General features: G+C 67.0%; 25 protein-coding genes and 1 tRNA gene. 13 read left to right on the plus strand and 13 right to left on the minus strand.

The window, feature by feature from the left end:
* Positions 1-5 precede the first annotated feature (5 nt).
* Both AWB95_RS05585 and AWB95_RS23620 read right to left on the minus strand, forming a co-directional pair.
* On the minus strand, positions 6-1,310 hold the full coding sequence (locus AWB95_RS05585; protein ID WP_062540073.1) for an NAD(P)/FAD-dependent oxidoreductase: 1,305 nt from the start codon (positions 1,308-1,310) through the stop codon (positions 6-8).
* Positions 1,311-1,337: 27 nt separating this feature from the next.
* Complete coding sequence (locus AWB95_RS23620) at positions 1,338-2,189, minus strand: maleylpyruvate isomerase N-terminal domain-containing protein (RefSeq protein ID WP_232315676.1); 852 nt, start codon at positions 2,187-2,189, stop codon at positions 1,338-1,340.
* Positions 2,190-2,261: 72 nt separating this feature from the next.
* Here AWB95_RS23620 and AWB95_RS05595 point away from each other — a divergent pair, with 72 nt between their 5' ends.
* Positions 2,262-2,870, plus strand: coding sequence for a TetR/AcrR family transcriptional regulator (locus tag AWB95_RS05595; RefSeq protein ID WP_232315677.1), 609 nt, complete (start codon positions 2,262-2,264; stop codon positions 2,868-2,870).
* Between the two features lie 3 nt (positions 2,871-2,873).
* On the opposite strand, the gene AWB95_RS05600 is transcribed toward AWB95_RS05595, so the two are convergent.
* From AWB95_RS05600 to AWB95_RS05610, 3 genes are read right to left on the minus strand one after another with little or no spacing between them, the layout of a single operon-like run.
* Positions 2,874-4,334 (minus strand): aminotransferase class I/II-fold pyridoxal phosphate-dependent enzyme, encoded by a 1,461-nt coding sequence (locus AWB95_RS05600; protein WP_062540075.1) that lies wholly within the window; start codon positions 4,332-4,334, stop codon positions 2,874-2,876.
* A 12-nt stretch (positions 4,335-4,346) separates the two neighbouring features.
* Entirely contained in the window at positions 4,347-4,775 is a 429-nt protein-coding gene (locus AWB95_RS05605) for a type II toxin-antitoxin system Rv0910 family toxin (RefSeq protein WP_062540076.1), read from the minus strand.
* 40 nt (positions 4,776-4,815) lie between these two features.
* Complete coding sequence (locus AWB95_RS05610; protein ID WP_062540077.1) at positions 4,816-5,379, minus strand: hypothetical protein; 564 nt, start codon at positions 5,377-5,379, stop codon at positions 4,816-4,818.
* Positions 5,380-5,483: 104 nt separating this feature from the next.
* Here AWB95_RS05610 and AWB95_RS05615 point away from each other — a divergent pair, with 104 nt between their 5' ends.
* Entirely contained in the window at positions 5,484-6,494 is a 1,011-nt protein-coding gene (locus AWB95_RS05615; RefSeq protein WP_062540078.1) for a DNA topoisomerase IB, read from the plus strand.
* Positions 6,495-6,514: 20 nt separating this feature from the next.
* Here the strand turns inward: AWB95_RS05615 and AWB95_RS05620 are convergent, their stop codons facing one another.
* Entirely contained in the window at positions 6,515-6,856 is a 342-nt protein-coding gene (locus tag AWB95_RS05620; protein ID WP_062540079.1) for a hypothetical protein, read from the minus strand.
* Positions 6,857-6,991: 135 nt separating this feature from the next.
* Between AWB95_RS05620 and AWB95_RS05625 the strand changes: the two genes are divergently transcribed.
* Positions 6,992-8,464, plus strand: a complete 1,473-nt coding sequence (locus AWB95_RS05625) for a DUF4407 domain-containing protein (RefSeq protein WP_085167803.1) — start codon at positions 6,992-6,994, stop codon at positions 8,462-8,464.
* 220 nt (positions 8,465-8,684) lie between these two features.
* A complete protein-coding gene (locus AWB95_RS05630) occupies positions 8,685-9,233 on the plus strand; it encodes a hypothetical protein (protein ID WP_062541744.1) in 549 nt (182 codons plus the stop codon).
* 1 nt (position 9,234) lies between these two features.
* On the opposite strand, the gene AWB95_RS05635 is transcribed toward AWB95_RS05630, so the two are convergent.
* Positions 9,235-10,476 carry a sulfotransferase family protein gene (locus tag AWB95_RS05635; protein WP_062541743.1) on the minus strand — a complete coding sequence of 414 codons (1,242 nt, stop codon included), beginning with the start codon at positions 10,474-10,476 and terminating at the stop codon, positions 9,235-9,237.
* Positions 10,477-10,504: 28 nt separating this feature from the next.
* Here AWB95_RS05635 and AWB95_RS05640 point away from each other — a divergent pair, with 28 nt between their 5' ends.
* Positions 10,505-11,080 (plus strand): TetR/AcrR family transcriptional regulator, encoded by a 576-nt coding sequence (locus tag AWB95_RS05640; protein WP_085167805.1) that lies wholly within the window; start codon positions 10,505-10,507, stop codon positions 11,078-11,080.
* Positions 11,077-12,180, plus strand: a complete 1,104-nt coding sequence (locus AWB95_RS05645) for a DUF1214 domain-containing protein (protein WP_062540920.1) — start codon at positions 11,077-11,079, stop codon at positions 12,178-12,180. The genes AWB95_RS05640 and AWB95_RS05645 overlap by 4 nt, the downstream gene beginning before the upstream one ends.
* Before the next feature lie 6 nt (positions 12,181-12,186).
* On the opposite strand, the gene AWB95_RS05650 is transcribed toward AWB95_RS05645, so the two are convergent.
* The 4 genes from AWB95_RS05650 to AWB95_RS05665 are packed head-to-tail and all read right to left on the minus strand — an operon-like array spanning position 12,187 to position 14,922.
* Positions 12,187-12,624 (minus strand): DUF5994 family protein, encoded by a 438-nt coding sequence (locus AWB95_RS05650; RefSeq protein WP_062540921.1) that lies wholly within the window; start codon positions 12,622-12,624, stop codon positions 12,187-12,189.
* Between the two features lie 35 nt (positions 12,625-12,659).
* A complete protein-coding gene (locus AWB95_RS05655) occupies positions 12,660-13,448 on the minus strand; it encodes an MOSC domain-containing protein (RefSeq protein WP_062540930.1) in 789 nt (262 codons plus the stop codon).
* Positions 13,449-13,482: 34 nt separating this feature from the next.
* The gene (locus tag AWB95_RS05660; RefSeq protein ID WP_062540922.1) at positions 13,483-14,028 is read right to left on the minus strand and encodes a class I SAM-dependent methyltransferase; all 546 of its coding nucleotides are present in this window, start codon (positions 14,026-14,028) and stop codon (positions 13,483-13,485) included.
* 3 nt (positions 14,029-14,031) lie between these two features.
* The gene (locus AWB95_RS05665; protein ID WP_062540929.1) at positions 14,032-14,922 is read right to left on the minus strand and encodes an SDR family NAD(P)-dependent oxidoreductase; all 891 of its coding nucleotides are present in this window, start codon (positions 14,920-14,922) and stop codon (positions 14,032-14,034) included.
* A 116-nt stretch (positions 14,923-15,038) separates the two neighbouring features.
* Here AWB95_RS05665 and AWB95_RS05670 point away from each other — a divergent pair, with 116 nt between their 5' ends.
* The 3 genes from AWB95_RS05670 to AWB95_RS05680 all read left to right on the plus strand — a co-directional run bounded on the left by AWB95_RS05670 (position 15,039) and on the right by AWB95_RS05680 (position 17,673).
* On the plus strand, positions 15,039-15,482 hold the full coding sequence (locus AWB95_RS05670; protein WP_062540923.1) for a nuclear transport factor 2 family protein: 444 nt from the start codon (positions 15,039-15,041) through the stop codon (positions 15,480-15,482).
* A gap of 107 nt (positions 15,483-15,589) precedes the next feature.
* On the plus strand, positions 15,590-16,834 hold the full coding sequence (locus tag AWB95_RS05675) for a hypothetical protein (RefSeq protein ID WP_062540931.1): 1,245 nt from the start codon (positions 15,590-15,592) through the stop codon (positions 16,832-16,834).
* 2 nt (positions 16,835-16,836) lie between these two features.
* Complete coding sequence (locus AWB95_RS05680) at positions 16,837-17,673, plus strand: oxidoreductase (protein WP_062540924.1); 837 nt, start codon at positions 16,837-16,839, stop codon at positions 17,671-17,673.
* On the opposite strand, the gene AWB95_RS05685 is transcribed toward AWB95_RS05680, so the two are convergent.
* A complete protein-coding gene (locus AWB95_RS05685; RefSeq protein WP_062540925.1) occupies positions 17,658-19,250 on the minus strand; it encodes a class I adenylate-forming enzyme family protein in 1,593 nt (530 codons plus the stop codon). The genes AWB95_RS05680 and AWB95_RS05685 overlap by 16 nt on opposite strands.
* 60 nt (positions 19,251-19,310) lie before the next feature.
* Here AWB95_RS05685 and AWB95_RS05690 point away from each other — a divergent pair, with 60 nt between their 5' ends.
* Genes AWB95_RS05690 through AWB95_RS05700 form a run of 3 tightly spaced genes read left to right on the plus strand, consistent with a single transcriptional unit; the run spans position 19,311 to position 21,784 of the window.
* Entirely contained in the window at positions 19,311-19,709 is a 399-nt protein-coding gene (locus tag AWB95_RS05690; protein ID WP_062540926.1) for an Rv1352/Rv1906c domain-containing protein, read from the plus strand.
* 51 nt (positions 19,710-19,760) lie between these two features.
* Complete coding sequence (locus AWB95_RS05695) at positions 19,761-20,504, plus strand: DUF732 domain-containing protein (protein ID WP_062540927.1); 744 nt, start codon at positions 19,761-19,763, stop codon at positions 20,502-20,504.
* Between the two features lie 35 nt (positions 20,505-20,539).
* Positions 20,540-21,784, plus strand: coding sequence for a hypothetical protein (locus AWB95_RS05700; protein ID WP_062540928.1), 1,245 nt, complete (start codon positions 20,540-20,542; stop codon positions 21,782-21,784).
* Between the two features lie 12 nt (positions 21,785-21,796).
* On the opposite strand, the gene AWB95_RS05705 is transcribed toward AWB95_RS05700, so the two are convergent.
* Positions 21,797-21,873: transfer RNA gene (locus AWB95_RS05705), tRNA-Pro, on the minus strand.
* Between the two features lie 171 nt (positions 21,874-22,044).
* Between AWB95_RS05705 and AWB95_RS05710 the strand changes: the two genes are divergently transcribed.
* A partial coding sequence (locus AWB95_RS05710) for a DUF222 domain-containing protein (protein ID WP_139818460.1) occupies positions 22,045-22,770 on the plus strand: 726 nt, incomplete at its 3' end.

Raw genomic sequence — 22,770 nt, forward strand, 5'->3', positions numbered from 1 at the left:
CGCGGTCAGCCGGTCTTCGGCAGCGGAATGCCTTCGCTGGTGGAGAATTCGGCGTCGCTTTGTGTCGAGAGCCCCATCGACACCAGCGTCCGGGCGAAGAACATGTCGGTCAGATACGCCAGCGACACCGCCCACCGGTTGACGAATCGCGGTATGGCGTAGAGGTGATAGCCGCGCGTGACCACCTTCGCCGGGTATCCCGACAAGTGCACGCCCAGCGGATTGGCGACGGCGCTTCGCGGCCCGAGGTCGACGACCAAGCCCATGTTTCGGTGCTTGTACTGCTTCGGCTTGCCGTGGCCGAGGCTGGCGGCGACGTTGTCGGCCAGCACCTTGCCCTGTCGGATCGCGTGCTGGGCGGTCGGCGGGGTGATCTTCCCCGGCTGGGTCACGTCGGGAACCGCGGCAGCGTCCCCGGCGGCGAACACGTCGGGATGGTCGGGAACCTGTAGGTCGGTCTGCACCTTCAAGCGGCCCTTTTCGGTCGGCAGGCCGAGTGTCTCGATGAGCGGCGCAGCCGTCACCCCCGTTACCCAGGCGACGGTGTGGGTGTTGACTCGCGAGCCGTCGCTGAGCACCACGTAGTCGGGATGTACCTCTCTGAGCGTGACGCCCAGCCGAACATCGACACCGCGGCGCCGCAGCACCCGCATCGCCTTGTCTCCCAGCTTTTCTCCGACTTCGGGCATCACCTGTTCGGCCAGGTCCAGCAGCAGAAACTTCACGTCGCCCGGTTCGAAATCCATGTGCTTGGCGGCCGCGTCGGCCAGCGCGCGCAGCTGTGCGGTGAGCTCGGTGCCCGAATATGACGCCCCGACGACCACGATCGTGCGCCGCGCCTGTGCGCTTTCGTCGTCGGATTCCAGACAGGACAGCTCGAATTGCTCGAGGACGTGGTCGCGAAGATAGAGCGCTTCGGCGATCGACTTCAAACCCCTTGCATACGTGGCTAATCCGGGAATGTCGAATAGCCGGGTGACCGATCCCGGGGTGAGCACCAGCCGATCCCAGGACAGCTCTCGGGCGCGCTGCTCGAGGTCGGTGAAGGTAAGGGTGTGCCGTTCCAGGTCGACACTTTCGACGCGGCCCCGCACCGTGCGCACGCCATGGAGCGTGCCCGCCAACGGGATCGTGACGAACCGCGCGTCGACCACACCGCCTGCCACGTCGGGCAGCAACGGGGTGTAGAGCATGTAGTCGACCGGAGAAATGATTGTGACGTCGACGTTGTGCCTTCTCACCCGGCGGGCCAGTCGGCGTGCGCACTCGAAGCCGGTGAACCCACTACCCACGATCGCAACGGACGTCATCGTCCCCAGGGTAGCGACCCCGTCGTGTTACGGGCTGGCCAGCAGGGTGCCGAACTTGGCGGCGAGCCAGGGCTTGCGGCCACCGGCCAGCAGCTTGCCGTGGATGATCTGCGACCACTGCGACACGCGGCCGTAGCCCACCAGCAGGAACGTGACCGGATCGGCGGTGACGACGCAATCGGCCTTGCCGCCCGCCGCGCTCACGACGGCAGTACCGTCGTCGACGGCCATCCGATACCGGCCGCCACCGCGTATCCGCAGTTCGAAGCTGGTGTGCATGCCCCGAGTTCGCGACTGCCGCAGGTAATTCGGCGCCAGCGCCAGCGCGGCGGGTACCACCAGCAGCGCGTCGTCGCGGCTGATCGTCCACGGTTGCCCGGTGGCCCGCGCGATGTCCAGCCCGTGCACCAGCTGCTCGCCCAGCAACAAACACGTCATGAATGCCGGCTCGAGGACGAGGCTGTCGGCGGTGACGATCGGGGTGTGGTCGACGGCGGCGGCCGCGGCCAGGTAGTGCTCGGCCGTTTGGTGCAGCATGTCGGCGAGCCGACGTGGGTCCCGCACGCCGACATCGGTGAGGTGGCGATCGTTGACCGCGGTTCGCAACGTCGCCGGCGACCCGGCCGGGATCTCCTCGCCGTCGACCTTTCCGCGCGCATGGCGGGTCAGCGCTTGGGCGTATTCCCGCATATCGCCGACCACATGCGCCGCAGTCTCGGCGGCCGTCCACCTCAGCCCCGGCACGCGCGCGGCGGGATTGTCGATGCCGCGCCACAACTCGATGCTGCGTCCGACCGCGTCGGCCAGCGCCGCTCTGGTGTCTGCGTCGGCGCGCCGCACTTCGTCGACGGGCCCGGCGAGTGCAGGGGCTGGTTTCATCCGAGAACCTCCATCAGTATGAGATAGCGATACTATGTCACATAATTTGACTATGTCAATAGGCTGATGGGCATGCCGGGACCGACGCCGCCCCCGTCGCTGCGCGCCCAACAGGTTGCGCAGACCCGGGATGCACTGGTTCGTGCGGGCCGGGAGTTGTTCGGCCAGAAGGGCTTTCGCGAAACGTCGGTGGAAGACCTGGCGCGCGCCGCCGGCGTCACCACCGGCGCGCTGTATCACCACTTCCCCACCAAGACGGCGCTGTTCGAGGCCGTTTTCGAGCAAGCGCACACCGAGCTGATCACGGCAGCCGTCGAGGCTGCGCAGGACGCGTCCGCCGACCTCGACGAGCTCGCGCGCGGTTTCGAGGCATTCCTGGACGCCGTGCTGGAACCGCACTTGCAGCGCATCTTGATCCTCGACGGGCCCGCGGTGCTGGGGCTGGCGCGCTATACCGAGCTCGACGAGCGCTACGCTTTCGCGGTGATCGTCGAGGCGCTTCGGGCCGCAACGGAGGCCGGCACGCTGCGGGTCGATGATCCGGAGACTGTCACCCGACTACTGCTGGGCGCTCTGACGCGCGGTGCGATGCTGATCGCGAACTCTGCCAATCCGGTCCGGACGCGGCACGCGGTGGCGCAATCCATGCGTGCGCTGCTGAACGGCTTTGCGCCACTTTGACATTCACGCCACGACGCGGATCTGCTCCAATTGCGGGTCCGCGCAGTCGGGTAACGGCATCCCGGCCTGAAGGCCTGTACGGAGAAATTCGATGACCGCATCGTTGAGCCGTTCGCCGGGCACCACGACGGGAATGCCGGGCGGATAGGGCGTGATCTGCTCGGCGGCGATCCGGCCCGCCGCCTTCTCCGCGGCGACGAGTTCGGTGCGACCGAAGAACGCATCCCGCGGCAGCATCACGTTCTCCAGCTGCAACTTATCGGGCGTCGGTAGCCGCATCTGCGGTGGCCGGTCGAACGAGCCGGCCGCCTCTCGCCAGGCGGCCAACGCATCGACAAGACGGCCGGCGCTGCGTCGGTCGTCGGCAAAGGACAGTGTCGCCAAGATGCGCCGGTGATCGGCCAGCCCCACGTCGAGGTAGCGATGCTCGCGCAGCCAGTCGCGGGCCTGATACCCCGACGTGCCGGTCGCCGACACGTCCAGCAACACCTGCAGGCGGTCCAGGTCGTGCGACGCCTCCACGCCGAGCAGCTCATCCTCGAGAACCACCACGTCGGGGATCTCGCTGATCCGGTGTCGCACCTCAGCGGCCAAAGCCAATGCGGCACTGAGTAATTCACGTCCACGCTGCACCATCTGCCGGCGCCAGCCATCCAATGCGGCGTAGATCAGCACGCTGGGGCTGGTCGTCATCAACTGGTCCGCGCACGCCGAAAGCCGGTCGGGATCCACCAAATCCCCTTGCACGTGGTAGACCGAACCCTGCTCGAAGCCCGCCCCCATCTTGTGCACGCTGACCACACAGACGTCGGCGCCGGCATCCATCGCCCACGTCGGCAGGTCCGGGTGGAACGGCAAATGAGCGCCCCACGCCTCGTCGACGATCAACGGCTTGCCCCGCTCGTGGCAGATCTCCGCGATCCGCTGCAGATCCGCGCAGGTGCCGTACGGCGACGGACTGACGATCAACGCGCCCGCGGCATCGGGATACCGCTCCCATGCACCGGCGACCCGCTCCGGTGACGGCGGATGGGACAGGTGGCGTGCGGTGTCCCACCGCGGGGTGATCCAGCGCGGCTGGATACCGGAAAAGATCAACCCGCCGACGATCGACTTGTGGCTGTCCCGCGGCACCAGCAGCCCCGCGTCGGACCCACCGGCCACCGCCATCATCGCCGCCCTGACGGACAGCGAGCTGCCGCACGTCGAGAAGAACGCCGACGCGGCACCCACGGCGTCGGCCATCAGGTCCTCCGCATCGGACAGGTAGCCGCCGGTCGACCGCCAGTCGTCCAGGCCGCCGCTGGCCAGCACGTCGTCCCGGAACGGCTCGCGGCCCAGCACCGCCAACACCCGCTCGTCGGCGCCGCGGCCCTGACGATGGCCGGGCGGGCTGAACCCGTAGCGATCGAGCCGGTGGTAGGCGGCCAGCGCGTCCACTAGCGGCGCCCGGCTATGGTCCACGACGCCGTCCGATCATTGCAACGCCGCCAAGTTGTCGATCGATCGGCGCACGTCGGATTTCAGCACCCGGGCCACCAGCCGGCCGATCGGCCCGTTGAGCAACCCGCCCTTGAGCTCGGCGTTCAGGTGAAAGGTGGACCCCGGATCGTTGTCGCGGACGGTCATCGTCACCGTGATCCGTATCCCGCCGCGGCCACGGCCAGTCAGCTCGATCTCGTGCGGCTCGTCGTAGCGGGTGACTGTCCAATGCACGATGTTGCGAAAACCCTTCACCTTGATGCACGACGAGACACAGGTGCCTTCCTCGATGCGCGACGGGACCGGGCTGCGCCAGCCGGCAAAGATCGTCATCCAGTCACCGAACCGGCTCAGGTCGCAGGCCAGTTTCCACGCCGCTTGCGGTTCGAGGTCTGATGACGTCGAAACCTCTACTCGTGCCACGCCGTTTCCATACCCGCCGTCGGATCCGGTTAACCGGGTTTCAGATGCCCTTCCACGCTTCGTCGAGCTGGGCCGCGACGTCGATGACCTGCGCGGCCTGCGATTGCGGCGAATCGATTTCGTCGGCGACATACTTGGCGATGAACCGCCGGATCTCACCATCGACACCGGCGATGACCCGTAATACCTCGCCGCGGATGGTGTTCGACGAGACATGAACGGTGATGTCCGACGCCCGCGGCTTGGCGACGTCGACGATCAGCAACAGCGGTTCGGCGGCGCGCGCGGTAGCGCGTAACGCGATGTCGCCGTCGACCAGGAATCGCTGCTTGTCCAGCCGGAGGTCGACGAGCAGGTCGATCGCCAGCGGGATGTGGATGTCGAAGGTGATCGCGTCGCCCACGTTGCGCCTGATCTGCGGCTCCTGGATCTTGACCTTGGCGCTGACTTTGGCGATCTTGCCCGGGCCCTGGGCGATGGGGGCCATCTCGAACTCGTCACCGGCGATCTGGGCGAACGCCGCGCCGACGCGCTCCTCGGTAACGGCCACTTCGAAGAATCGCCGCCCGAAGTCCTCGTAGGTCATGTAGTCGAAGGTCTGCATAAGTTGATACCGTCTCACGTCCCGTTCTGAGCCGACGGCTGATCCCGCTGTGTCGGCTCGAGCCCGGTGTTATCCGACTTCGGCGCGGGTAAACCGGTGCCGACATGAGACTGCGCAGAAGCACCGTGGGTGGGCCGGGCTACCGCCGGGTTCGTCGCGGTCGCGGTTTCTCCTACATCGACGGGCAGCGCGAGCCGGTCGACGATCCCGAGGTGCTGGCCCGCATCGAAGCGCTGGTGATACCGCCGGCCTGGAAGAACGTCTGGATTTGCGCGCATCCGAACGGTCACATCCAGGCGGTCGGCACGGACGCCGCCGGGCGGCGCCAGTACCTGTACCACGAGCAGTGGCGGGCCGAGCGGGCCGAGGAGAAATACGACCGGGCGCTGAGCCTGGCGAAACGGTTGCCCGACTGGCGCATGCGGGTCCTCGGCGATCTGCGGGGCCGTGGTTTGCGACGCGATCGTGTCCTCGCGGTCGCCCAGCACCTGATCGATCGCGGCTACTTTCGGGCGGGCGGCGAAGAGTACGCCCAGGAGAACGGCAGCTTCGGGCTGGCGACTCTGCTGCGTGACCACGTGCGGCTGCACCGCGATTGCGTGGAATTCGACTACCCGGCTAAAAGCGGTGTGCGACGGACAGTTTCACTGGATGACCCGTTGGTGATCCGGGCGGTACGGTCGTTACTGCGGGCCGAAACCGACATTGCCCGTCTGCTGGTCTACCGCACCTCCGACGGCTGGAGTGAGGTGCACGCCGACGACCTCAACACCCGGTTCCGCGAGTTGGTCGGCGACGAGTTCAGCGTCAAGGATCTGCGGACGTGGCACGGCACGGTGTTGGCGGCCGAGGCGTTCGCGAACGCGCGGGAGCCGACGTCGAAAACCGCTCGCCGTCGCGAGGAAGCTGCCGTGATGCGTTCGGTTGCCGAGGAATTGGGTAACACGCCAGCGGTCGCCCGCAGTTCGTACGTTGATCCGCGGGTCGTGACGGCCTACGAGCAGGGCATCACGATCAGTCCGGCGTTGCGCCGTGCCGTGCGCGAGCGAAACCCATTGGGGCGTCAGCACGTGCTCGAGCAGGCCACCGCCCGCGTGATCAAACGGGTGTTCTGAAGCCGTTGCGCCGCAACAGCCTACAACGAATCGGCCGATCGGCCACCGCGTACAAAGAATGCCGCGGCGACCGCGAGCGCGCCGATCACGGCCACCGGGATGGTCCACGACCGGCGGCTGGACAGCGCCGACTGGCATTCGGCCACATAGTCGGTGTGCGGCACGACCTGGTTGAGGATCGGGATGTTGGCCACCGACTTGTTGTTCGCGGATTCGGCGCTCTTGGTGTCGCTGATCAGCGCGTTACCGCAGCCGATGTTGCCGCCATTCTGGTCGGACACCGACACCGGCACCAGCAGCCCGATGATGCCGACGACCAGAACTACCGCCCCGATTGCCAGAACCAGCCGTCGAACCGTCACAACGTGCTCCTTTGCCCGCGCTTGTGTCAGCGCATAACTACCACCCCGGATGAGCGGCTAAACCAGTGTGAACCACATCACACGGCGCCGCTTCGATTCGGCGTGTCCGCCCGCAGCCTGGAACCCTGAGACATCATGTGCGCGCGCAACACACCCGAACCGCGTCTCGCCGCCTTGCTGACCTGGCTCGGCGGTGGCCACCGGGATGAACTCGGTGAACGTCACGAGCGCTCCGCCCACGCGGTGGCCGGCGTGGTGGTGTTGCTCAACGCCGTGCTGAGCTGGCTGGTCGCGACGATCGCGGCCGCAGAATCGACCCGTTGGCCGGTTCTGGCCCTGCTGCCGATGACGCTGGTGTTCGGGGTGCTCGTCGGTGTCCTCAGCCGCGCCGTCGCGAGCGGCGCGGCGCGCGCCGGCTTGATCGGACGCGCAGCGGTCGCTGTAGCGGTCGGCGCCGTCGTAGGTGAACTGGCCGCGCTCGTCGTCTTCGCCGGCTCGGTCGACCGCCGGCTGGACGAAGAAGCCGCTCACCACGCCGAGTCCGCCCCCGCGGTCGCGCAGTCGGCGGCCGAGCTTCAGCGGCTTCGTGACGCGCGAAACGCGCTCGACATGGCCGTCGGCGAAGCGCGCGCACAGCGCGACGAGGCGCTGGTCGTCGCCCGCTGCGAGTATCATCCCACGCCGGCCTGCCCGCAGACTCACATCACCGGTGTGCCCGGCGTCGGCCCCGAAACCCGCACCGCGAACGAACTTCTCGCCGACGCGCAGCAGGAACTGGACAACGCCGTCGCCGCGCGTCAGCAGCGAGCCGGGCAGCTGGATGCTCAGATAGCCGACAGCGCCGGCCAACTCGCGCAGGTACGCCAGACCGCGATTTCCGATGCCGATCGCGGGTTCGGTGCACGCTGGCTGGCCTTGGGTGACCTCTGCGCGGCCAATTGCGGTGCGCTGCTGTTGCGGTTGGCCATTGTCGGGTTCTTCGTGCTGCTGAACATGTTGCCGTTGATCCTTCGCATGTGGCGCGGTGAGACGAGCCACGATCGCCGCGCGGCCGCTCGCGTGGAGCGTGATCGCGCCGAGGTGGCAGCGGACACCGCGATCGCGGTGAAACGTGCCGAGGTTCGGGCGGCCACCGAAACCCTTTGGGCTGAGCAGCAACTTGCCCAGACGCGGCTGGCCGTCGAAGCGCTCGAAGCACCGACGCCCATCCCGGAACTGCCGCCAAGCGACGAAATCGCCTCGCAGACAGCGAATCTGCCGATGCCGACGCGGGCCAGTCCCCTGGTTCCCATCATTCCCGGCGTCACCAAAGCTGCTGCCCGGTGGCTTGGCCCACTGGTGCCGACAATTGTCACCCGGGCGATCGACACCACAACGCAGCCGGTTCGCGCCGCCCGTCAGGTGTTCGAAGAGTCCGAGGAGATCACCTTCTCGTTCAGGCGCACTCGCAAGGTGATCGTTGCGGGCCAGGAATCTGCCGGGCAGCCACTCGCATCGACCGTGGTGAACGAGGGTCCGCGCAACGTCAAGGCGGAGCGCGTGGGCACCGAAGCCCGGGCCGAACTGCAGACCGCTGATGGCGCACCGCAATTGCCGCCCGCGGACTAGTTTTCGGTACCAAATAAGGTGATCTGCGTTACTTCTCCATCGCGAAAACGAAACATTAAGCGTACGTTCGGATCACACGTACATGGAATGCAGATTCGAAAAACCGCATTTACCTAGGTTTTTGAGACGGCTTATGTAGCGTAGGTCATTGGTGCACGTTAAACGTGGTGGCCGCCACAATTTTTGGCGGCCATCTGCGGTGTTGTTAATGTCCCGCCGCATGTTTGTTTTAGCATCGCTGATGACACTTATTCAACAGGTGTCAGGCACGCCGTATGTCACCGGCGGGGATTCCCCTGCGGGAACGGACTGTTCGGGCCTGGCTTCCTGGGTGTCCAATGCAGCCACGGATCGCCCGATATTCGGGAATAGGTTCAACACCGGAAATGAAGAGGCCGCCCTGTTGGCTCGCGGGTTCCACTACGGGACTGCGCCCGGCGCTTTGGTGATCGGCTGGAATAGTGGCCACACCGCCGTGACGCTCCCGGATGGCACTCCGGTGTCCAGCGGCGAAGGCGGCGGCGTCAGAATCGGCGGCGGCGGCGCGTATCAGCCCCAGTTCACCCATCACATGTATCTGCCGGTGGACCCGGAAGCGCTCGAGGAGGCCCCGCCGCCTCCGGACGGTGCCGTTCTAGTCGGCGCAGTGGCCCCCGAAGAGACCCCGCCCGCTCCCGCCCCAGACGAGGCCGTCGAGGCCGAGGCGCCTGCGCCCGAACCCGAGCCGGAGCCGGTACCCGCGGCCGACGACGCCGCTCCGGAGCTGTAAGTCAGCGCAAGAAACGCTCAACGTACGAACCGAAGCGCGCGGCCAGGTCGTGCTCGTCGAGCCCGAACATTTCGGCCGACGTCGCGACCTGGCCGAGCCGGCCGCGCTGATGGCCGGCCAGAAAGGACGCCATCGCCGCGCGCGCCCCGGCCGTGAGCCTCTCGCCGGCGAGGTCGTAGAGCCGTTCGGCGACGCCGAGCTCGTCGGCCATGAAGTCGTCGAAGCGGACGTCGACCGAGCGGTCCGAGCCGATGACGTCGCGGTCGCGCACCAGCGCGGCCAGCATCAGGTCCAGCCGGTCGATCCACGACGCCGCGATCTCGGTGACCGGTACCGGCGAGCGGTGCATCCGCGCGGTGTAGGTGATCATCGTGATCATCGACAGCGCCACCGGCACGGGGTCGCGGTGGGTGAAGACCACGACCACTCCGGGAAACACGGCATCCAATACCGGCAGCTGCTCGAGGTGCGACGGCGACTTGAGCAGCCAGCGGCGGCCACCGCGCAGGAACTGCAGCGCCTTCAATTGCAGGGCGAGGTATTCGTAGGCCGGCGTCTGGTCGTGGGCCAGGTAGTACTCGCGCCACCGCGGCACGTCCGCCAGGGTCTCGAACAGCATCGACGAGAAGGCGTTGGCCAGCAGCTGGATTTCCTCGTGGACGTGGTCGGTCGTCATCTCGTGCATGAGCCGAAAGTGCGGCATCACGGCATTCATGAATTCGACGGCCGCGTCCATCCGGGTGCGGCGCGGATCCGGCTCGATGCCCGCCTCGGCGGGCAGCGGAAACGGTTCGACGCTCTCCCAGTACGGAAGCGCGCGGAAGGTGGGCGCCGCCGCGAGCAGGTTGTGCAGGTGGGTGGTGCCGGTGCGCGGCAGGCCCGCAATGACCACGGGCGGCAGCAGCTCGATGTCGCGAATCTCCGGGTGCCGCGTGAGCAGGTCGGTGAGCAACAGCCGGTTCTTCAGCCAACCCAGCAGCTGCGCGTGGAAATTGACGATTCCGGGCCCGTGCATCCCGCTGACCTCGTGCAGCGCCGCGAGATAGACGTCGAGGCGCTCCCGGTAGTCGTCGGGTCCGAAGTCATTTAGCCCGGTCTCGGCCGTGGCCTTGGCGTGCAGCGCGTCGGCATCCAGCGGGCAGTCGGGCGCCATCGCCGCCATCAACTCGCGGACCTGCTCGATGTCGGGGCTGAAGCGGGGCTCGGCTAGATCGTCCAGGTAGACGGTTGTGGTGTCGGTCACGGCGACTTATGTTACTTTGAGTTTCGTAATGACGACGGAAATTGGCCGACCCCGCGACAAACGAATTGACGGCGCTGTTCTGCGCGCAACCGTCGAACTGCTCGCCGAGACCGGCTACGCCGACCTCTCGGTCGACGCGATCGCGCGGCGGGCCGGCACCAGCAAACCGGCGATCTACCGGCGCTGGCCGGGCAAGGCCCACCTGGTGCACGAGGCGGTGTTCCCTCTGGGCGACTCCACCGCGCTGCCCGACACCGGGTCGCTGGCCGGCGACGTGCGCGAGATGGTGCGCCGGACCGCCGCCGTGCTGACCACCCCGGCCGCCCGCGCGGCGCTGCCCGGCCTGGTCGCCGAAATGGCCGCCGACCTCACCCTGCATTCGGCGCTGCTGGAACGGTTCGCCGGGATCCTGTCCCGCGGCCTCTCGCAGCGCCTCGCCGACGCCGTCGCGCGCGGCGAGGCCCGGCCCGACGTGACCGCCACCGACGTGGTCGAGGCGGTCGCCGGCACCACATTCCTGGCGCTGCTCACCCGTGCAGACCAGCTCGACGACACGTGGGTGGAGCGCACGGCCGCCCTGATCACGAGAGGAATCAGCGCATGACCCACCAATCGACGGCCGCCTGGCGCGAGCTGCTGGACACCCTGGGCGGCCTGGACCGCTCGTTTCTCGAGGGCGAGCGCGCGGTCAGCGACGACCGGCACGTTGCCGACGGCTACCGCATGCTCGCGACCACGTTGGGGGTGGCCCTCGACACGTATTTGTTCGCCGAGCCCAGCCGGCCGATCTTCGTGGAGGTGAACACCCCGTTCCGGCGCGACCGCCGCTGGGGCGGCGACAACACCGACGCCTACTACTGCATCTGCCCGATCGACCCCAAACGCCGCTACCGGATCAGCGGCAACAAGGGCGACAGCGTCTACTTTTCGCTCACCGCCTACAACGAACCGTCGCCCGGCGCGTGGTCGGACCGGATCGTGGCGATCGTTCGCGACGACGATCTCGACATCGACGCGGACGGTAACTTCTCGTTCGAATTCGGTCCGGCACCCGATGCGGCGGTGCTGATGACCCGCGACTACCAGGCGAACCCGCTGACCGGCCGGCCGGTGAGCTGGCGCATCGAGGCGCTCGACGAGCCCGACCCGATACGCCACGGCGACGCCGAAACCGCTGCCGCACTACGGGCCAGCGCCGCGTGGCTGCGCACCATGTTCGCCATTGTGCCCCTTGCCGTCGGCGCACGCGGCGACGATGCACACACGCTTGGACACGAAACCGATCATGGCGCAAACCAATTCGCTGACCCGTATCAGGTGCCGGACGCGAATTTCGGGTGGTCGGCTCGCGATGCCTGTTACGCCTACGGCAGTTTCGTGCTGGACGACGACGAGGCGCTCGTGATCACCCATCGGCCGCCCGCCTGCCGGTTCTGGAATCTCGTGGTGTGGAACCAGTTCATGGCAACCCACTGCGTCACCGACGCGCGCAGCTCGATCAACGGGCATGCCGCGGTGCCCAATGCCGACGGTTTGGTGACAATCGTCGTCTCCCGCGGCATGACCGGGCACCCGAATTCGCTGACCACGCTGGACTATCCGCGCGGCAACCTCGCCTTCCGCTGGTTTTTGGCCGACGCGGTCCCGGACCGACCGCACGTGCGGCTGGTCAAGGCATCGGATGCACCGACGGCCGTGGACTGAGCCCGTCTACAACTGGGTGGGAACAGCACATGTGGTTTGTGCTCGCGCTGCCCGAACCACGCCGTCGGCGGTCCGGTCCGCCGGGGTATCGAGGTGTAGCGGGTCGATGGGTAGCCCGGCGGCCCGGCGCAGCACCAGCACCGCAAGTGCGGTGTCGGTTCGACAGGGCACGATCAGCAGAGTTGCGCTGGCCGCGCTGCCGGTGATCGTCATGACGTGCTGGCGCTTTGCTTCCCAGCCAAAGGAGTCCAGCTTGGGCGGGCCCTGCGACGCCGACCAGTTGACCTTGATGCCGATGATGTCGCCCAAGCGGGTGCCCAGGACCGCGAGCAACTCGGGCAGCTCCCGGGTGATACCCGGTGTGCGTGGCCACCATGCCCCGTCGATGTCGTTGCCGAGTTGCATCGACAGGGTCAGCCGTACCGGGTTGCCGCGACGGCGCATGACTCGACGCTACGCCACCGGGCGGCGGCCGTCCCTCATGGGCCAAGGCTGACCGGGTCGCCGGCGCGGATGGTGCCCGGGGTGAGCACCTCCAGGTAAACCCCGGCGCAGGGCAGCGATTCCACCAGGTTTTCGGCCACCGGCGTGCGCAGGGCATGCGGGGCTCGGGGCAGTGCGCCGTGTTCGAGCGTGGGAACCGCGCACCGCGACGTGGGCTTCAGAACATGAAGCCTCGCCTCTCCCACGGCCAATTCCCTTCCGACCCAGGTGTTTTCGGCGTAGGGCGGGTATCCGGGCGGTGTCTCGATCACCAGGTTCGGCCGATAACGCAGCGCTTCGGTGCCGATACGCTCGCAGGTGGCCGTCGTAATCGCATGCAGCGGCGCCAGATCGGTGAACGAGTCGCCCGGCGTCGCCTTGGCGATCTCGACGATGCGGGTATCGACCTGCGCGTCCAGGCCGAGCTCCAGCACCTGCTCGGGGTCGGGCCGTTCGAGCGTGGCACCCTGCGGCCGCTTGCTCACCAAGTGGACCGGCCGGCCGAGAAGCCCGGAGAGCAGGTTGTCGATGCCGGGTTCGTCAGCGGCCACAGTTGTCCCGTCTGGTATGCGGATGCGCACCCCGTCGGTGTCTGCGGTGGCGGAGAAGTGCAGAAGCTCACGCCACAACCGCGGCTGTTTGGCACTTGCCACCCGCCCGGTCGTGGCGTCCACCAGCGCCAGCCGCCGGTCCCCGGCGGCCCCGCCCTTGTCGACGAACAGCGTGGTCACCGTCTCACCGAGCATCGACTTGACCGGGTAGCGGCTCAAACTCTCCACACGCATCTGCAGCGGGCCGGCCACGGCTTTCAGTATGCGCTCACCTCCTCGCCAGCACCCAGGCCACGCCGTCGGCCTCGTCCGCTGCGATCAGCTCGAGTTCGGCAAACGCGGAGGTCAGCTCGCCGGGCGCGGCGCGAAACGGCCCGGGTGCGGCGCCGACCTCGCTGAGCGCGCTGATCGCCAACAGCCCCCCGGGGGCCAACCGCCCGATGATCGCCCGGTCGAGGCGACGGTCCCGGAACCGGTGGCAGACAATGACATTCGCGGGTGGGCCGCTCGGCAGACCCTGATCAAGATCGACCACGTCGAACCGGCAGCGATCCTCCACGCCGCTCCGGCGGGCCAGATCCCGGGCGTGACCGATGGCCACCGCAGAGACGTCGAATCCCCGGACCGCCATGCCGCGACGAACCAGCCACACGGCCGCAAGCCCCTGCCCGCAGGCCAGATCCAGAGCCTGGCCCGCGGTCGGGAACAGATCCTCGAAGTCCGCGAACAGCGCCGGCGGGCCGACCGCATCCGCCCGTGGTGGACCGCTGCTGGTGTAAATCTCGTCCCAACGAACCCGATCTTTCGTGGTCACTCGCTAAACCGATAGCCCTGTGCCAGTTGCGTCTTCGGCAAAAGCCACCACACGTGCGGCGGCGTCGTAGTCGGATGCGACGGGCGAGCGCCCGGCGAGCACCGGGCCGCCGCGCAGCCCGAGCCTGCCGCTGACACCGACGTAGCTGCCGGGCGGTATCGGCTCGCTGATGCAATACAGCGTTGGCGCCGCTCCCGCGTCGATGTCGTTCGCGAACCGGCCGGCCACGAACTTCACCGCTTTGTGCGCCAGCGACATCAGGGGCGAGTCGCCGACGTGCGACAGGTTCGAGGCCACCCAACCCGGGTGGGTGAGGTGCGTGACGACCGGCGCCCCCGCGGCACGCAGCCTGCGGTCGAGCTCCAGCCCCCACAGCATCACCGCGAGCTTCGAGGCGGCGTAGGCACCCATCGTCGTCCACTTGTGGTGGCGCAGGTGTAAGTCGTCGAGCCGCAGCGTCGCCGAGCGGTGTGCATCCGAGCCGACATTGATGATCTGGGCGCGCACCCGGGGCAGCAGCAGGTTGGTCAACGCGAACGGCCCAAGCAGGTTGGTGGCCAGCGTCATCTCGAAGCCGTCGACCGTCTCGGTGCGGCGCTGCGTCAGCGTGCCGGCGTTGTTGATCAGGATGTCGACCTCGCCGTCGATCAGGTCAGGGAAAGCGCGCACCGACGCCAAGTCGGCCAGGTCGAGTTTGACAACCGATGTCGAGCCGCCGATCTCCGCGGCCCGCTGCTCCCCCAGTTGGATGTTGCGCACCGCCAGGATCACGTGCGCGCCGGCGTTGGCCAGGGCGCGCGCCGTGCCCAGTCCGACGCCGTTCGTTGCTCCGGTCACGACGATGCGCCGGCCGGTCAGGTCGCCGAGCCGGCTTGGTGTCCACGGTGATGTCACGACCATTACACTAACGGCTTGAAGTGCAACGATCGCAAGTCGGGCCAGTTCTGCCGGGGTTATGCGACTGTCATAAGGAATCGACTGAAAGCGGAGTCCGGTCAAGGTGATTCGACGTGAGTGACAGCGCAGTGGAGATCACCAACCTGATCTACCGGTATGCCGAACTCCTGGATGCCGGCGACTTGGACGCGGTGGCGAGGCTGTTCGAGCACGGCCGCATCTGTGGTGTGGAGAACGGGCCGCCCCAGACGGTGTCCGCAGGGTCCGCCGCCGTCCGTCAGATGTACGAGATGGCCACCCGCATTCACGACGACGGCACTCCGAAAACCAGGCACCACACCAGCAATGTGCAGCTCTACATCGACGAGGCCGACGGGACCGCGCGCAGCACGTCCTATTACTGCGTCACCCAGGCCACGGCGGAGTTGCCGTTGCAGGTGATCGTGACGGGGCACTACAAGGACACGTTTCACCGGCTGGACGGCACCTGGTGGTTCGACACCCGGACGATGTTCGTCGACCAGCTCGGCGACGTCAGCCACCACCTGAAGTTCTGATCCCATGCGAGGCAGCGGCGCGTTCGAAGCAGCCACTCGGGTCGACGAGCTGTTCACGTTGTGCAGCAAGTGTTTTCGGTAGCATGCCAGACAGTGAGGAGCAGTTCATGGCAGAACATCCCGTCGCGACGGCATCCCAGCACGAACAAGAGTTGGCTGCGCTTGAACTGATCGAGCATCCCGTGGTCAAAGCGGCGTACCGCAGCGTCGCAGACCATTGGCTCCAGCGGGCAAAGCCATCGGATGCGATGCGGGAGAGGTTCGACAAGGCGTTCGCCGAGGTGATGTTCTCCGCGGCGATGTGGTCGTCCAACCAGGACAAGCTGCGACCCAAGGTCACCTGCATCACCCGGCTCGCGCATCCGGTGGACGGCCGCCGCATTCCCGGATCTCGTTGGGGCATCGACAATCCCGACAGCATCTACCGGGTCATCCCGATCTCCGGCGACGAGCGCTATGAGATCCACGGCCGGGTGGGCGAGAACCGGATGACCGAGAACTACTTCACACTGTGGGACGCGCAGATGGGCACTGTCGACGTGCTCAACGGCCGCACCATGGCGGTCGACTCCGACGGCAGTTTCACCATCACGGTCGACGCCCAGCCCGCCAATGGCCGGCCCAACCACGTCCAGACTTCGCCCGCGGCACACGAGTTCTACATCCGCGACGTGCTGCTGGACTGGGGTCGCGACGACCCCAACCATCTCGACGTGCGCCGGCTCGGCGGGCCACCTGCCGCAGCGGCACGCACTCTCGACGAGCAGGCCGAGGCGACCGCGGACATGATGGCCTATTTCGCAGATTTCACGGGCAAACTCAGCCACGGCGTCTACAAGATGCCGCCGAACAATTTCAACCTGGCGTGGTCGGCGGACAAGGTCGGCGCGATGCGCAACCAGGTCTATGTGATGGGGCGCTTCGACCTCGCCCCCGGCGAGGCATTCGTCGTCGATATGAATGACGGTGGCGCCGAATACTTCACCGTGCCGCTGAGCAACATCTGGGGCACCACGCTGGACATCGTCGACCGCACCGGCAGCCTCAACAAGGCGCAGTCGGTTGCCAACGAGGACGGCAGCTACACGTACGTGATTTCCCCGATCGATCCCGGCGTGGCCAACTGGATCGACTCCGATGGCCTGCGCGAAGGCATCCTCACCCTGCGGATTGCCGAATTCGGCGAGGCCGGTCCGCGCGCGGACCTGGGCGCACACGGACGTGTCGTCCAGCTGGACCGGCTCGACGCCGAGGTGCCGCAGTTGCCGCGGGTCAGCTCACACGGCCGGGAAGCCCAACTCGCCGAGCGGCGACGAACATATCTGCGGCGCCTGCCGGAAGGGACAGTCTAGGGATGGCGCGCTGGTTGATCACCGGATGCTCGACGGGATTCGGGCGCGAAATCGCCCGCGCCGCTTTACAGGACGGTCACCAAGTCGTGGTGACCGCGCGACGGGCCGATGCGGTGCAGGATTTGGTCGACGAGTTCGGTGAGCTCGCCCTGGCCGCCCAACTCGACGTGACCGACGCCGGCCAGATCGCGGCCGCGGTGGCCGCGGCCGAGGGTGCGTTCGGCGGAGTGGACGTGCTGGTCAACAACGCCGGTCACGGCTACCTGTCCGCGGTCGAGGAAGGCGAAGACGCCGAAGTCCGAAAGCTGTTCGACATCAACTACTTCGGTGCGGTCGACATGATCAAGGCGGTGCTGCCCGGGATGCGCGCCCGACGGACCGGGCACATCGTCAACATCTCGTCGATGACCGGATTGGTGGCCAATCCGCCCAACGCCTACTACTCGTCGACCAAATTCGCGCTGGAAGCCGTGACCGAAGCGCTGGCGGCCGAGGTGCGGCCGCTGGGCATCAAGGTCACCGCCGTCGAACCGGGGGCATTCCGCACCGATTGGGCCACCAGGTCGATGAAGGAGTCCGGCACTCCGATCGCCGACTATGCCGATGTCGCCGCGCGCAAGGACTTGATCAAGCAATTCGCCGACCATCTGCCCGGTGACCCCCGCAAGGTGGCCGAGGCGGTGCTGATGGTGACCAAGCTCGACGAGCCGCCGCTGCGGCTAATGCTGGGCCGGGACGTGCTCAAGGCGGCGCGCGACAAGATCGCTGCAGTGACCGCGTCTATCGACGAATGGGAAGCCGTGACAAAGGATGTCAACTTCCGTCAGGATCGTTCATGATCGCGCGCCATCCTGGCCCGCACGTCCTCGCGGAGCCGGGCTTTGGCGATCTTTCCACCGGACGATCGGGGCAGTTCGTCGACCACGACCAGCCGTTCGGGTAACAGCTCCTTGGAAATCCCCAGCGCCAACAAATGGTCGACGAGCTGCGGCAGCTCGATGGTGGCAGAATCGGCGAGTTCGGCGTAGACGCAGACCTTTTCGCCGAACACCGGATCGGGCATCGCCACTGCGGCCGCTACCGCGATCGCGGGATGCGTCGTCACGGCGTCTTCCACCTGGCTGGCGCTGATGTTCTTACCGCCGCGCAGGATGAAATCGGATGTGCGGCCGGTGACGCGCAGGTAGCCGTCGGCGTCGATCTCGCACATGTCGCCCATCCGCATCCACCCGTCACGGGTGAACAGCTTGTCGTGGTCGGCACCGTCGATGTAGCCGAGGCTGGTGGCCGGTCCGCGGCACGCGGGCTGGCCGCGTCCCGTCGCCGTGACGTCCCGGTCGCCGTCGAAGAGCCGGACCGACATCTCCGGCACAATGCGCCCGGCGGTACGGAGCCGGCGTTGCCGCGAGTCATCCATCGTGGTTGCGCTGAGCAGCCCGGTCTCGTTCGAGCCGTAGAACTGCAGGATGGTCGCGCCGGTGAGTTCCTCGAACTCGGCGGCCGGCCGGTACGGCAACGCCTCGCCGCCGGTGAAAACGACACGCAGCGAGCTCAAGTCGTAGTCGCGGCAGGCGGGGTCGGCTATCAACATCGTCAATTGTGTGCTGACACAGCACAATACGGTGACCTTGTGACGCGCTATCGCCTCGCACGCCGCCGTGGTGGTGAACCGCGCCATTCTCACCGCGGTGGCGCCCAGATGGATCGGAGTCGTGTGGCTGGTCCAGATCCCGAAGCCGAACGGCGTGGGTATGACAGGCAGGAAGATGTCCTTCGATGTCAATCGCCCGTTGGCGACTGCCTTCTGATGGAAATAGTGCCAACGGTTCTGGGTGTGCACCACGCATTTGGGCGACCCAGTGGTCCCCGACGTCGAATTGATCAGGAAGACGTCGTCGGCGCCGAGCCGGGAGTCGAGTGTCAGCCCCCGGGGCTTCGCGTCGGTGTTCAGGCGCAGCGTTTCATTTATGACGTGGGTGGCCATGCTCGCCACAGTTTCGCGCTGTCGATCGGTAATGAGGAGCCCGGGCTGCGTACTGCGCAGTATCGCGTCGACTTCGCGGGTGCCGGCGCGTGCGCCGATACCGACCACAACGGCGCCGCAGCGTTCTATGGCGACGAACAGCACGTGGATCGCGGCCGAGTCGACGTGCCACACCGCGACCCGGTCCCCGCGTGCAACGCCAAGGCCGACGAGTTGTTCGGCTAAAGCGGTTGCCGCAGCGTCGAATTCACTCCAGGTCAGAGACGTTACCGAGTAGTCGATATAGGCGACACGGTCAGGTGACCGTTCGGCGTTACGCCGGACCGCGTCGGACAGCGTGGAGTCGACCCACCAACCCGCCGCGTGATATCGGGCCGACTCCTCCGCGGTGAATGCCGGCGAACTTGCGATATCCAACCCGCTTCGCCTCATGGGAGCACCGTAACGCCGAGCCACGGCGAAAAAATGCCGCCCAATGCTTACGCTTCTTCAATGCACGCGAAGAGAACCGCCATCGCCACAGCGGCGATGGTGCTCGCGGGGTGCGGCGGGTCAAGCCATTCGGTGGCAACGGTGACGTCCACGGTGCAGCCGGTGATCACCAAGACGGTGACTGTCACCGTCCCGCCGCCCGCGACTCCGCTGCCCAAAACGACCATGGACACCGATGGCACCTACCGGATCGGCACCGACATCGAGCTGGGCACTTACCGCACCGGCGGTCGGAGCGCGGAGGGAGAATCGGATTGCTATTGGGCCAGGCTGCACAGCCTCAATCCGACAGACATCATCGATAACAACATCGCCAACGGTCCTCAGCAAGTCGCGATTCAGCCGGGCGACGTGGCGTTCCTGACGCACAGCTGCCAGCGCTGGGAGAAGACCGACTGACCATCTGGGAAGAAGTCCGTCAACTGCCTCGCGCTGCTTTACGCTCAGATCATGCGCGATCGGGACACGATCGACGCCGAGTTGCGGCGCCTGGCAGCAGCGCGCCGGTCAACCCGCGAGCACGGTCGTGCGCCGTCCACGCGTGAATTCGACGCGCTTCTCGACGAGCGCCTGGGACACCGGCCGGAGGCGCCCGAATCCGAGCCGCTTGAAGCGTCTGTCGTCAGGCCTTACCGACGTAAGAGTGTGCGGCTCCGCTTCGGCCTCCTGACGGCGTTGCCGCTATCCCTGATAGCGGTCGTCGCAGTCATCGTGGCGATGTACACGTTCCGCAACCCGCCGCCCCCAGCGCAGCCGCCCGCTGAAGCTCCGCCGCCGTCGCAAGCGCGACCCAACCCGGCTCCGCCGACCGCTCACCCTCCGCCGCTCGACATGGTCGACAAGGCATTCATCGACGCCCTGAAGCAGGAGGAGGTGCCGATTCCCAGCCGCGAATATGTGACCAGCCATGGGCATGCGGCCTGCGACTTCCTCGCGCAGCAACAAAACTTCGCAGACGCCGTGCATTTCGTGCAGCAATCGTCGGTGTGGGACGCCAATCAAAGCGCCTACGTCACTGCGGGTGCCATCGTCTCGTACTGCCCGCAGTACCTACCTACAACCTCGGGCGACATGCGGCAGGCATCCCAGACTCCTCTCCCTGATCTGCCCAACATCCAGGGTGACCTGGAAGGGATCGAAGGCGTTCTGCAGGGCATCCGAGACGATCTGCAAGGCATCACGGGTCACCAGTAGCCCCGGTCGGCGTCGGGCTGACATGATTGACGGAGATGAAAGCACTCGGGATCGCGGCGGCCATCGCCATAGCCCTCGCGCCGCTGCCGGCGGTAGCCGCCACCACACCCGGTGTGGCACACGCAGCTCCCTGCGCCGGTGCCGGATCGAACCCCACCTTCTGCGACGAATGCCTGTTCTGGGTGGCCGAATATCACCTCCGGTCGTCACGGTCGTGCTACGAAGAAGGGCCGCCGCCCCGCCCGGCCCAGCCGCCCTCGAGCGCCGTGCCGGTACAGATTCCGCCGGCTCCGCCGGTGCCTGTCGTGCCGCAGCCGCCACCGCCGAGGATGACCCAGGTCGTTCCCGCGCCGCCGAGCCCGGTTCATGGTCCGAAGATCAATCCGCTGCCGCCGGGGGCGTCGCGCAGCGCCCCGCTGGTGACACCGCCCAAGCGACTGGATGCGCCGACGCAGGCTGTCGAGGCTGCCAAGGCCGCACCGGCGACGCGGGTGAGTCCCGGCATGGACAAGATGCTGCAGGTGGTGGATTTCAACCACCAGGTGCAGACCGTGGTCGACGCCCACAACGGCAACGTTGACGTCATCAAGGCCGACAACCAGTCGATGCCACGCCCCCGGCTGTGGGACTACGTCGACTACGACGCCTACCACCGGCCGATGCTGTACAACCCGCTCAATGAAGCGATGACTTTCCGTTACTTCTACAACGGCGCCTACCGGGAGGCGTATGTGCCGGCCGGTGGCCGGATAGTGCTCGATGCGGCCGCAGCCGGTCTTTACCCGTTCACCGCGGTCGGCGACAGCCATGTTGCGGCAGGCAGCTTCCGCGGCGGGGCCTGGATACCACCGGAGGGGTGGGACGGCCCGCCGCCGCCGGACTACGCCCTGCCGCCCGCTCCGGAGGTGTACCGGGACGTCGTGGCCGAGATCCCCGCCGACGACAAGGCCGTGTCAGTCGGCCAGGTGCAGCTGGTGGGCCACGACGACAGCCAACCCGCGGGCAGCCGGGACACCTTCCTGCTCGACGACTCGACCCTGGCCTGGGGTCAGATCAACGATCCGGGCGGCAGCTCCCAGATCAAGGTGACCAAGACTCAGTCGCTGCCCGGTGTCGGGCCGACGGACAACGGCAGCTACCTGGTAGCGCTGGCCGCTTTGGAGGAGCCCAACCACTCGAGCGGACCCTGGTGGCCCTCGGCGTTGGGCTATGGGACGTTAGCACTCGCAGTCGTCCTTGTTGCCTGGGGCCTCAGCCGTGGCAACCGAGAAGAGACCTGACCCCTCGGACTTTGGTCGGGCTGACAGGATTTGAACCTGCGACCACTTGACCCCCAGTCAAGTGCGCTACCAAACTGCGCCACAGCCCGATACCGCCGAAAGCACACTGGCGGCAGGTCGAAAGCCTACAGGAGACGGCGGTTGTCGCTCGAACCCAACGCGCGACGTTCAGGCTGTGGACGAATGTCGGACTGTGGATAACCGCGGCTCTGGGCGCACGAATGGCAAACTTGTCGGTGCGTGTCGGTAGTGTTTCGAACATGAGTTCGATACACCTAGACGATCCGCCGCAGCTGGCTGCCGCGCTCGATGCGCTGGACGCCGCGGTAGCACACGTCCGCGAACTCGACTTCGCCAGCTACGAGCCAGCGGTGCGGCTACGCGCCCTGCAACGGCTGGAAACCGCGGCCCGCCGCCAGGCGGTGGCCGGCCACGACATCATCGTCGGCTTAACCAAGGAAGAGCCGGCCGCCATCGGTGGCGCGGTCCACAAAGTGGTCGCCGACTGGCTGCGCATCAGCCCCACCGAGGCCCGGCGGCGACTGCACAACGCCAAACAGCTGGCCCCGCGCACCACCCTGACCGGCCAAACACTGCCGCCCGAACTGCCGGCCACTGCGGTGGTGTGGCGCGACGGGCAATTGGATGCCCACCATCTGCGGGTGATCCAGAGCTTCATGCGCGACCTGCCGCACGACACCCCAGCGGCCATCATCGCCAAGGCCGAAGCGTTTCTGGCCGACCAAGCCACCCAACTCCGGCCCGAACAGCTGGAGAAGGTCGCCAACCGCTACGCCATCACCATCAACCCCGACGGCACATTCAGCGACCAGGACCGCGCCCGCGCCCGCGGCTTTAGCTGGAGCCCGCAGCGCCGCGACGGCATGAGCATCGCCAAGCTAACCGCCACCCCCGAGCTGCGCGCCAACCTCGACGCCTGGTTCGCCCGCTTCGCCGCCCCCGGCATGTGCAACCCCGAGGTCTCC

Origin of the sequence: Mycobacterium celatum, assembly GCF_002101595.1 — a bacterium.
Classification (GTDB): Bacteria; Actinomycetota; Actinomycetes; order Mycobacteriales; family Mycobacteriaceae; genus Mycobacterium; species Mycobacterium celatum.

Excerpts from the sequence above, each read along its gene's own strand:
- AWB95_RS05640 (WP_085167805.1), top strand. The coding sequence starts at position 10,505 with ATGACGACGGAAATTGGCCGACCCCGCGACAAACGAATTGACGGCGCT.
- AWB95_RS05615 (WP_062540078.1), top strand. The coding sequence starts at position 5,484 with ATGAGACTGCGCAGAAGCACCGTGGGTGGGCCGGGCTACCGCCGGGTT.
- AWB95_RS05645 (WP_062540920.1), top strand. The coding sequence starts at position 11,077 with ATGACCCACCAATCGACGGCCGCCTGGCGCGAGCTGCTGGACACCCTG.
- AWB95_RS05585 (WP_062540073.1), bottom strand. The coding sequence starts at position 1,310 with ATGACGTCCGTTGCGATCGTGGGTAGTGGGTTCACCGGCTTCGAGTGC.
- AWB95_RS05685 (WP_062540925.1), bottom strand. The coding sequence starts at position 19,250 with ATGAGGCGAAGCGGGTTGGATATCGCAAGTTCGCCGGCATTCACCGCG.
- AWB95_RS05630 (WP_062541744.1), top strand. The coding sequence starts at position 8,685 with ATGTTTGTTTTAGCATCGCTGATGACACTTATTCAACAGGTGTCAGGC.
- AWB95_RS05675 (WP_062540931.1), top strand. The coding sequence starts at position 15,590 with ATGGCAGAACATCCCGTCGCGACGGCATCCCAGCACGAACAAGAGTTG.
- AWB95_RS05655 (WP_062540930.1), bottom strand. The coding sequence starts at position 13,448 with ATGCGTGTGGAGAGTTTGAGCCGCTACCCGGTCAAGTCGATGCTCGGT.
- AWB95_RS05625 (WP_085167803.1), top strand. The coding sequence starts at position 6,992 with ATGTGCGCGCGCAACACACCCGAACCGCGTCTCGCCGCCTTGCTGACC.
- AWB95_RS05690 (WP_062540926.1), top strand. The coding sequence starts at position 19,311 with ATGCACGCGAAGAGAACCGCCATCGCCACAGCGGCGATGGTGCTCGCG.
- AWB95_RS05700 (WP_062540928.1), top strand. The coding sequence starts at position 20,540 with ATGAAAGCACTCGGGATCGCGGCGGCCATCGCCATAGCCCTCGCGCCG.
- AWB95_RS05650 (WP_062540921.1), bottom strand. The coding sequence starts at position 12,624 with ATGCGCCGTCGCGGCAACCCGGTACGGCTGACCCTGTCGATGCAACTC.
- AWB95_RS05680 (WP_062540924.1), top strand. The coding sequence starts at position 16,837 with ATGGCGCGCTGGTTGATCACCGGATGCTCGACGGGATTCGGGCGCGAA.
- AWB95_RS05595 (WP_232315677.1), top strand. The coding sequence starts at position 2,262 with ATGCCGGGACCGACGCCGCCCCCGTCGCTGCGCGCCCAACAGGTTGCG.
- AWB95_RS23620 (WP_232315676.1), bottom strand. The coding sequence starts at position 2,189 with ATGAAACCAGCCCCTGCACTCGCCGGGCCCGTCGACGAAGTGCGGCGC.
- AWB95_RS05695 (WP_062540927.1), top strand. The coding sequence starts at position 19,761 with ATGCGCGATCGGGACACGATCGACGCCGAGTTGCGGCGCCTGGCAGCA.
- AWB95_RS05610 (WP_062540077.1), bottom strand. The coding sequence starts at position 5,379 with ATGCAGACCTTCGACTACATGACCTACGAGGACTTCGGGCGGCGATTC.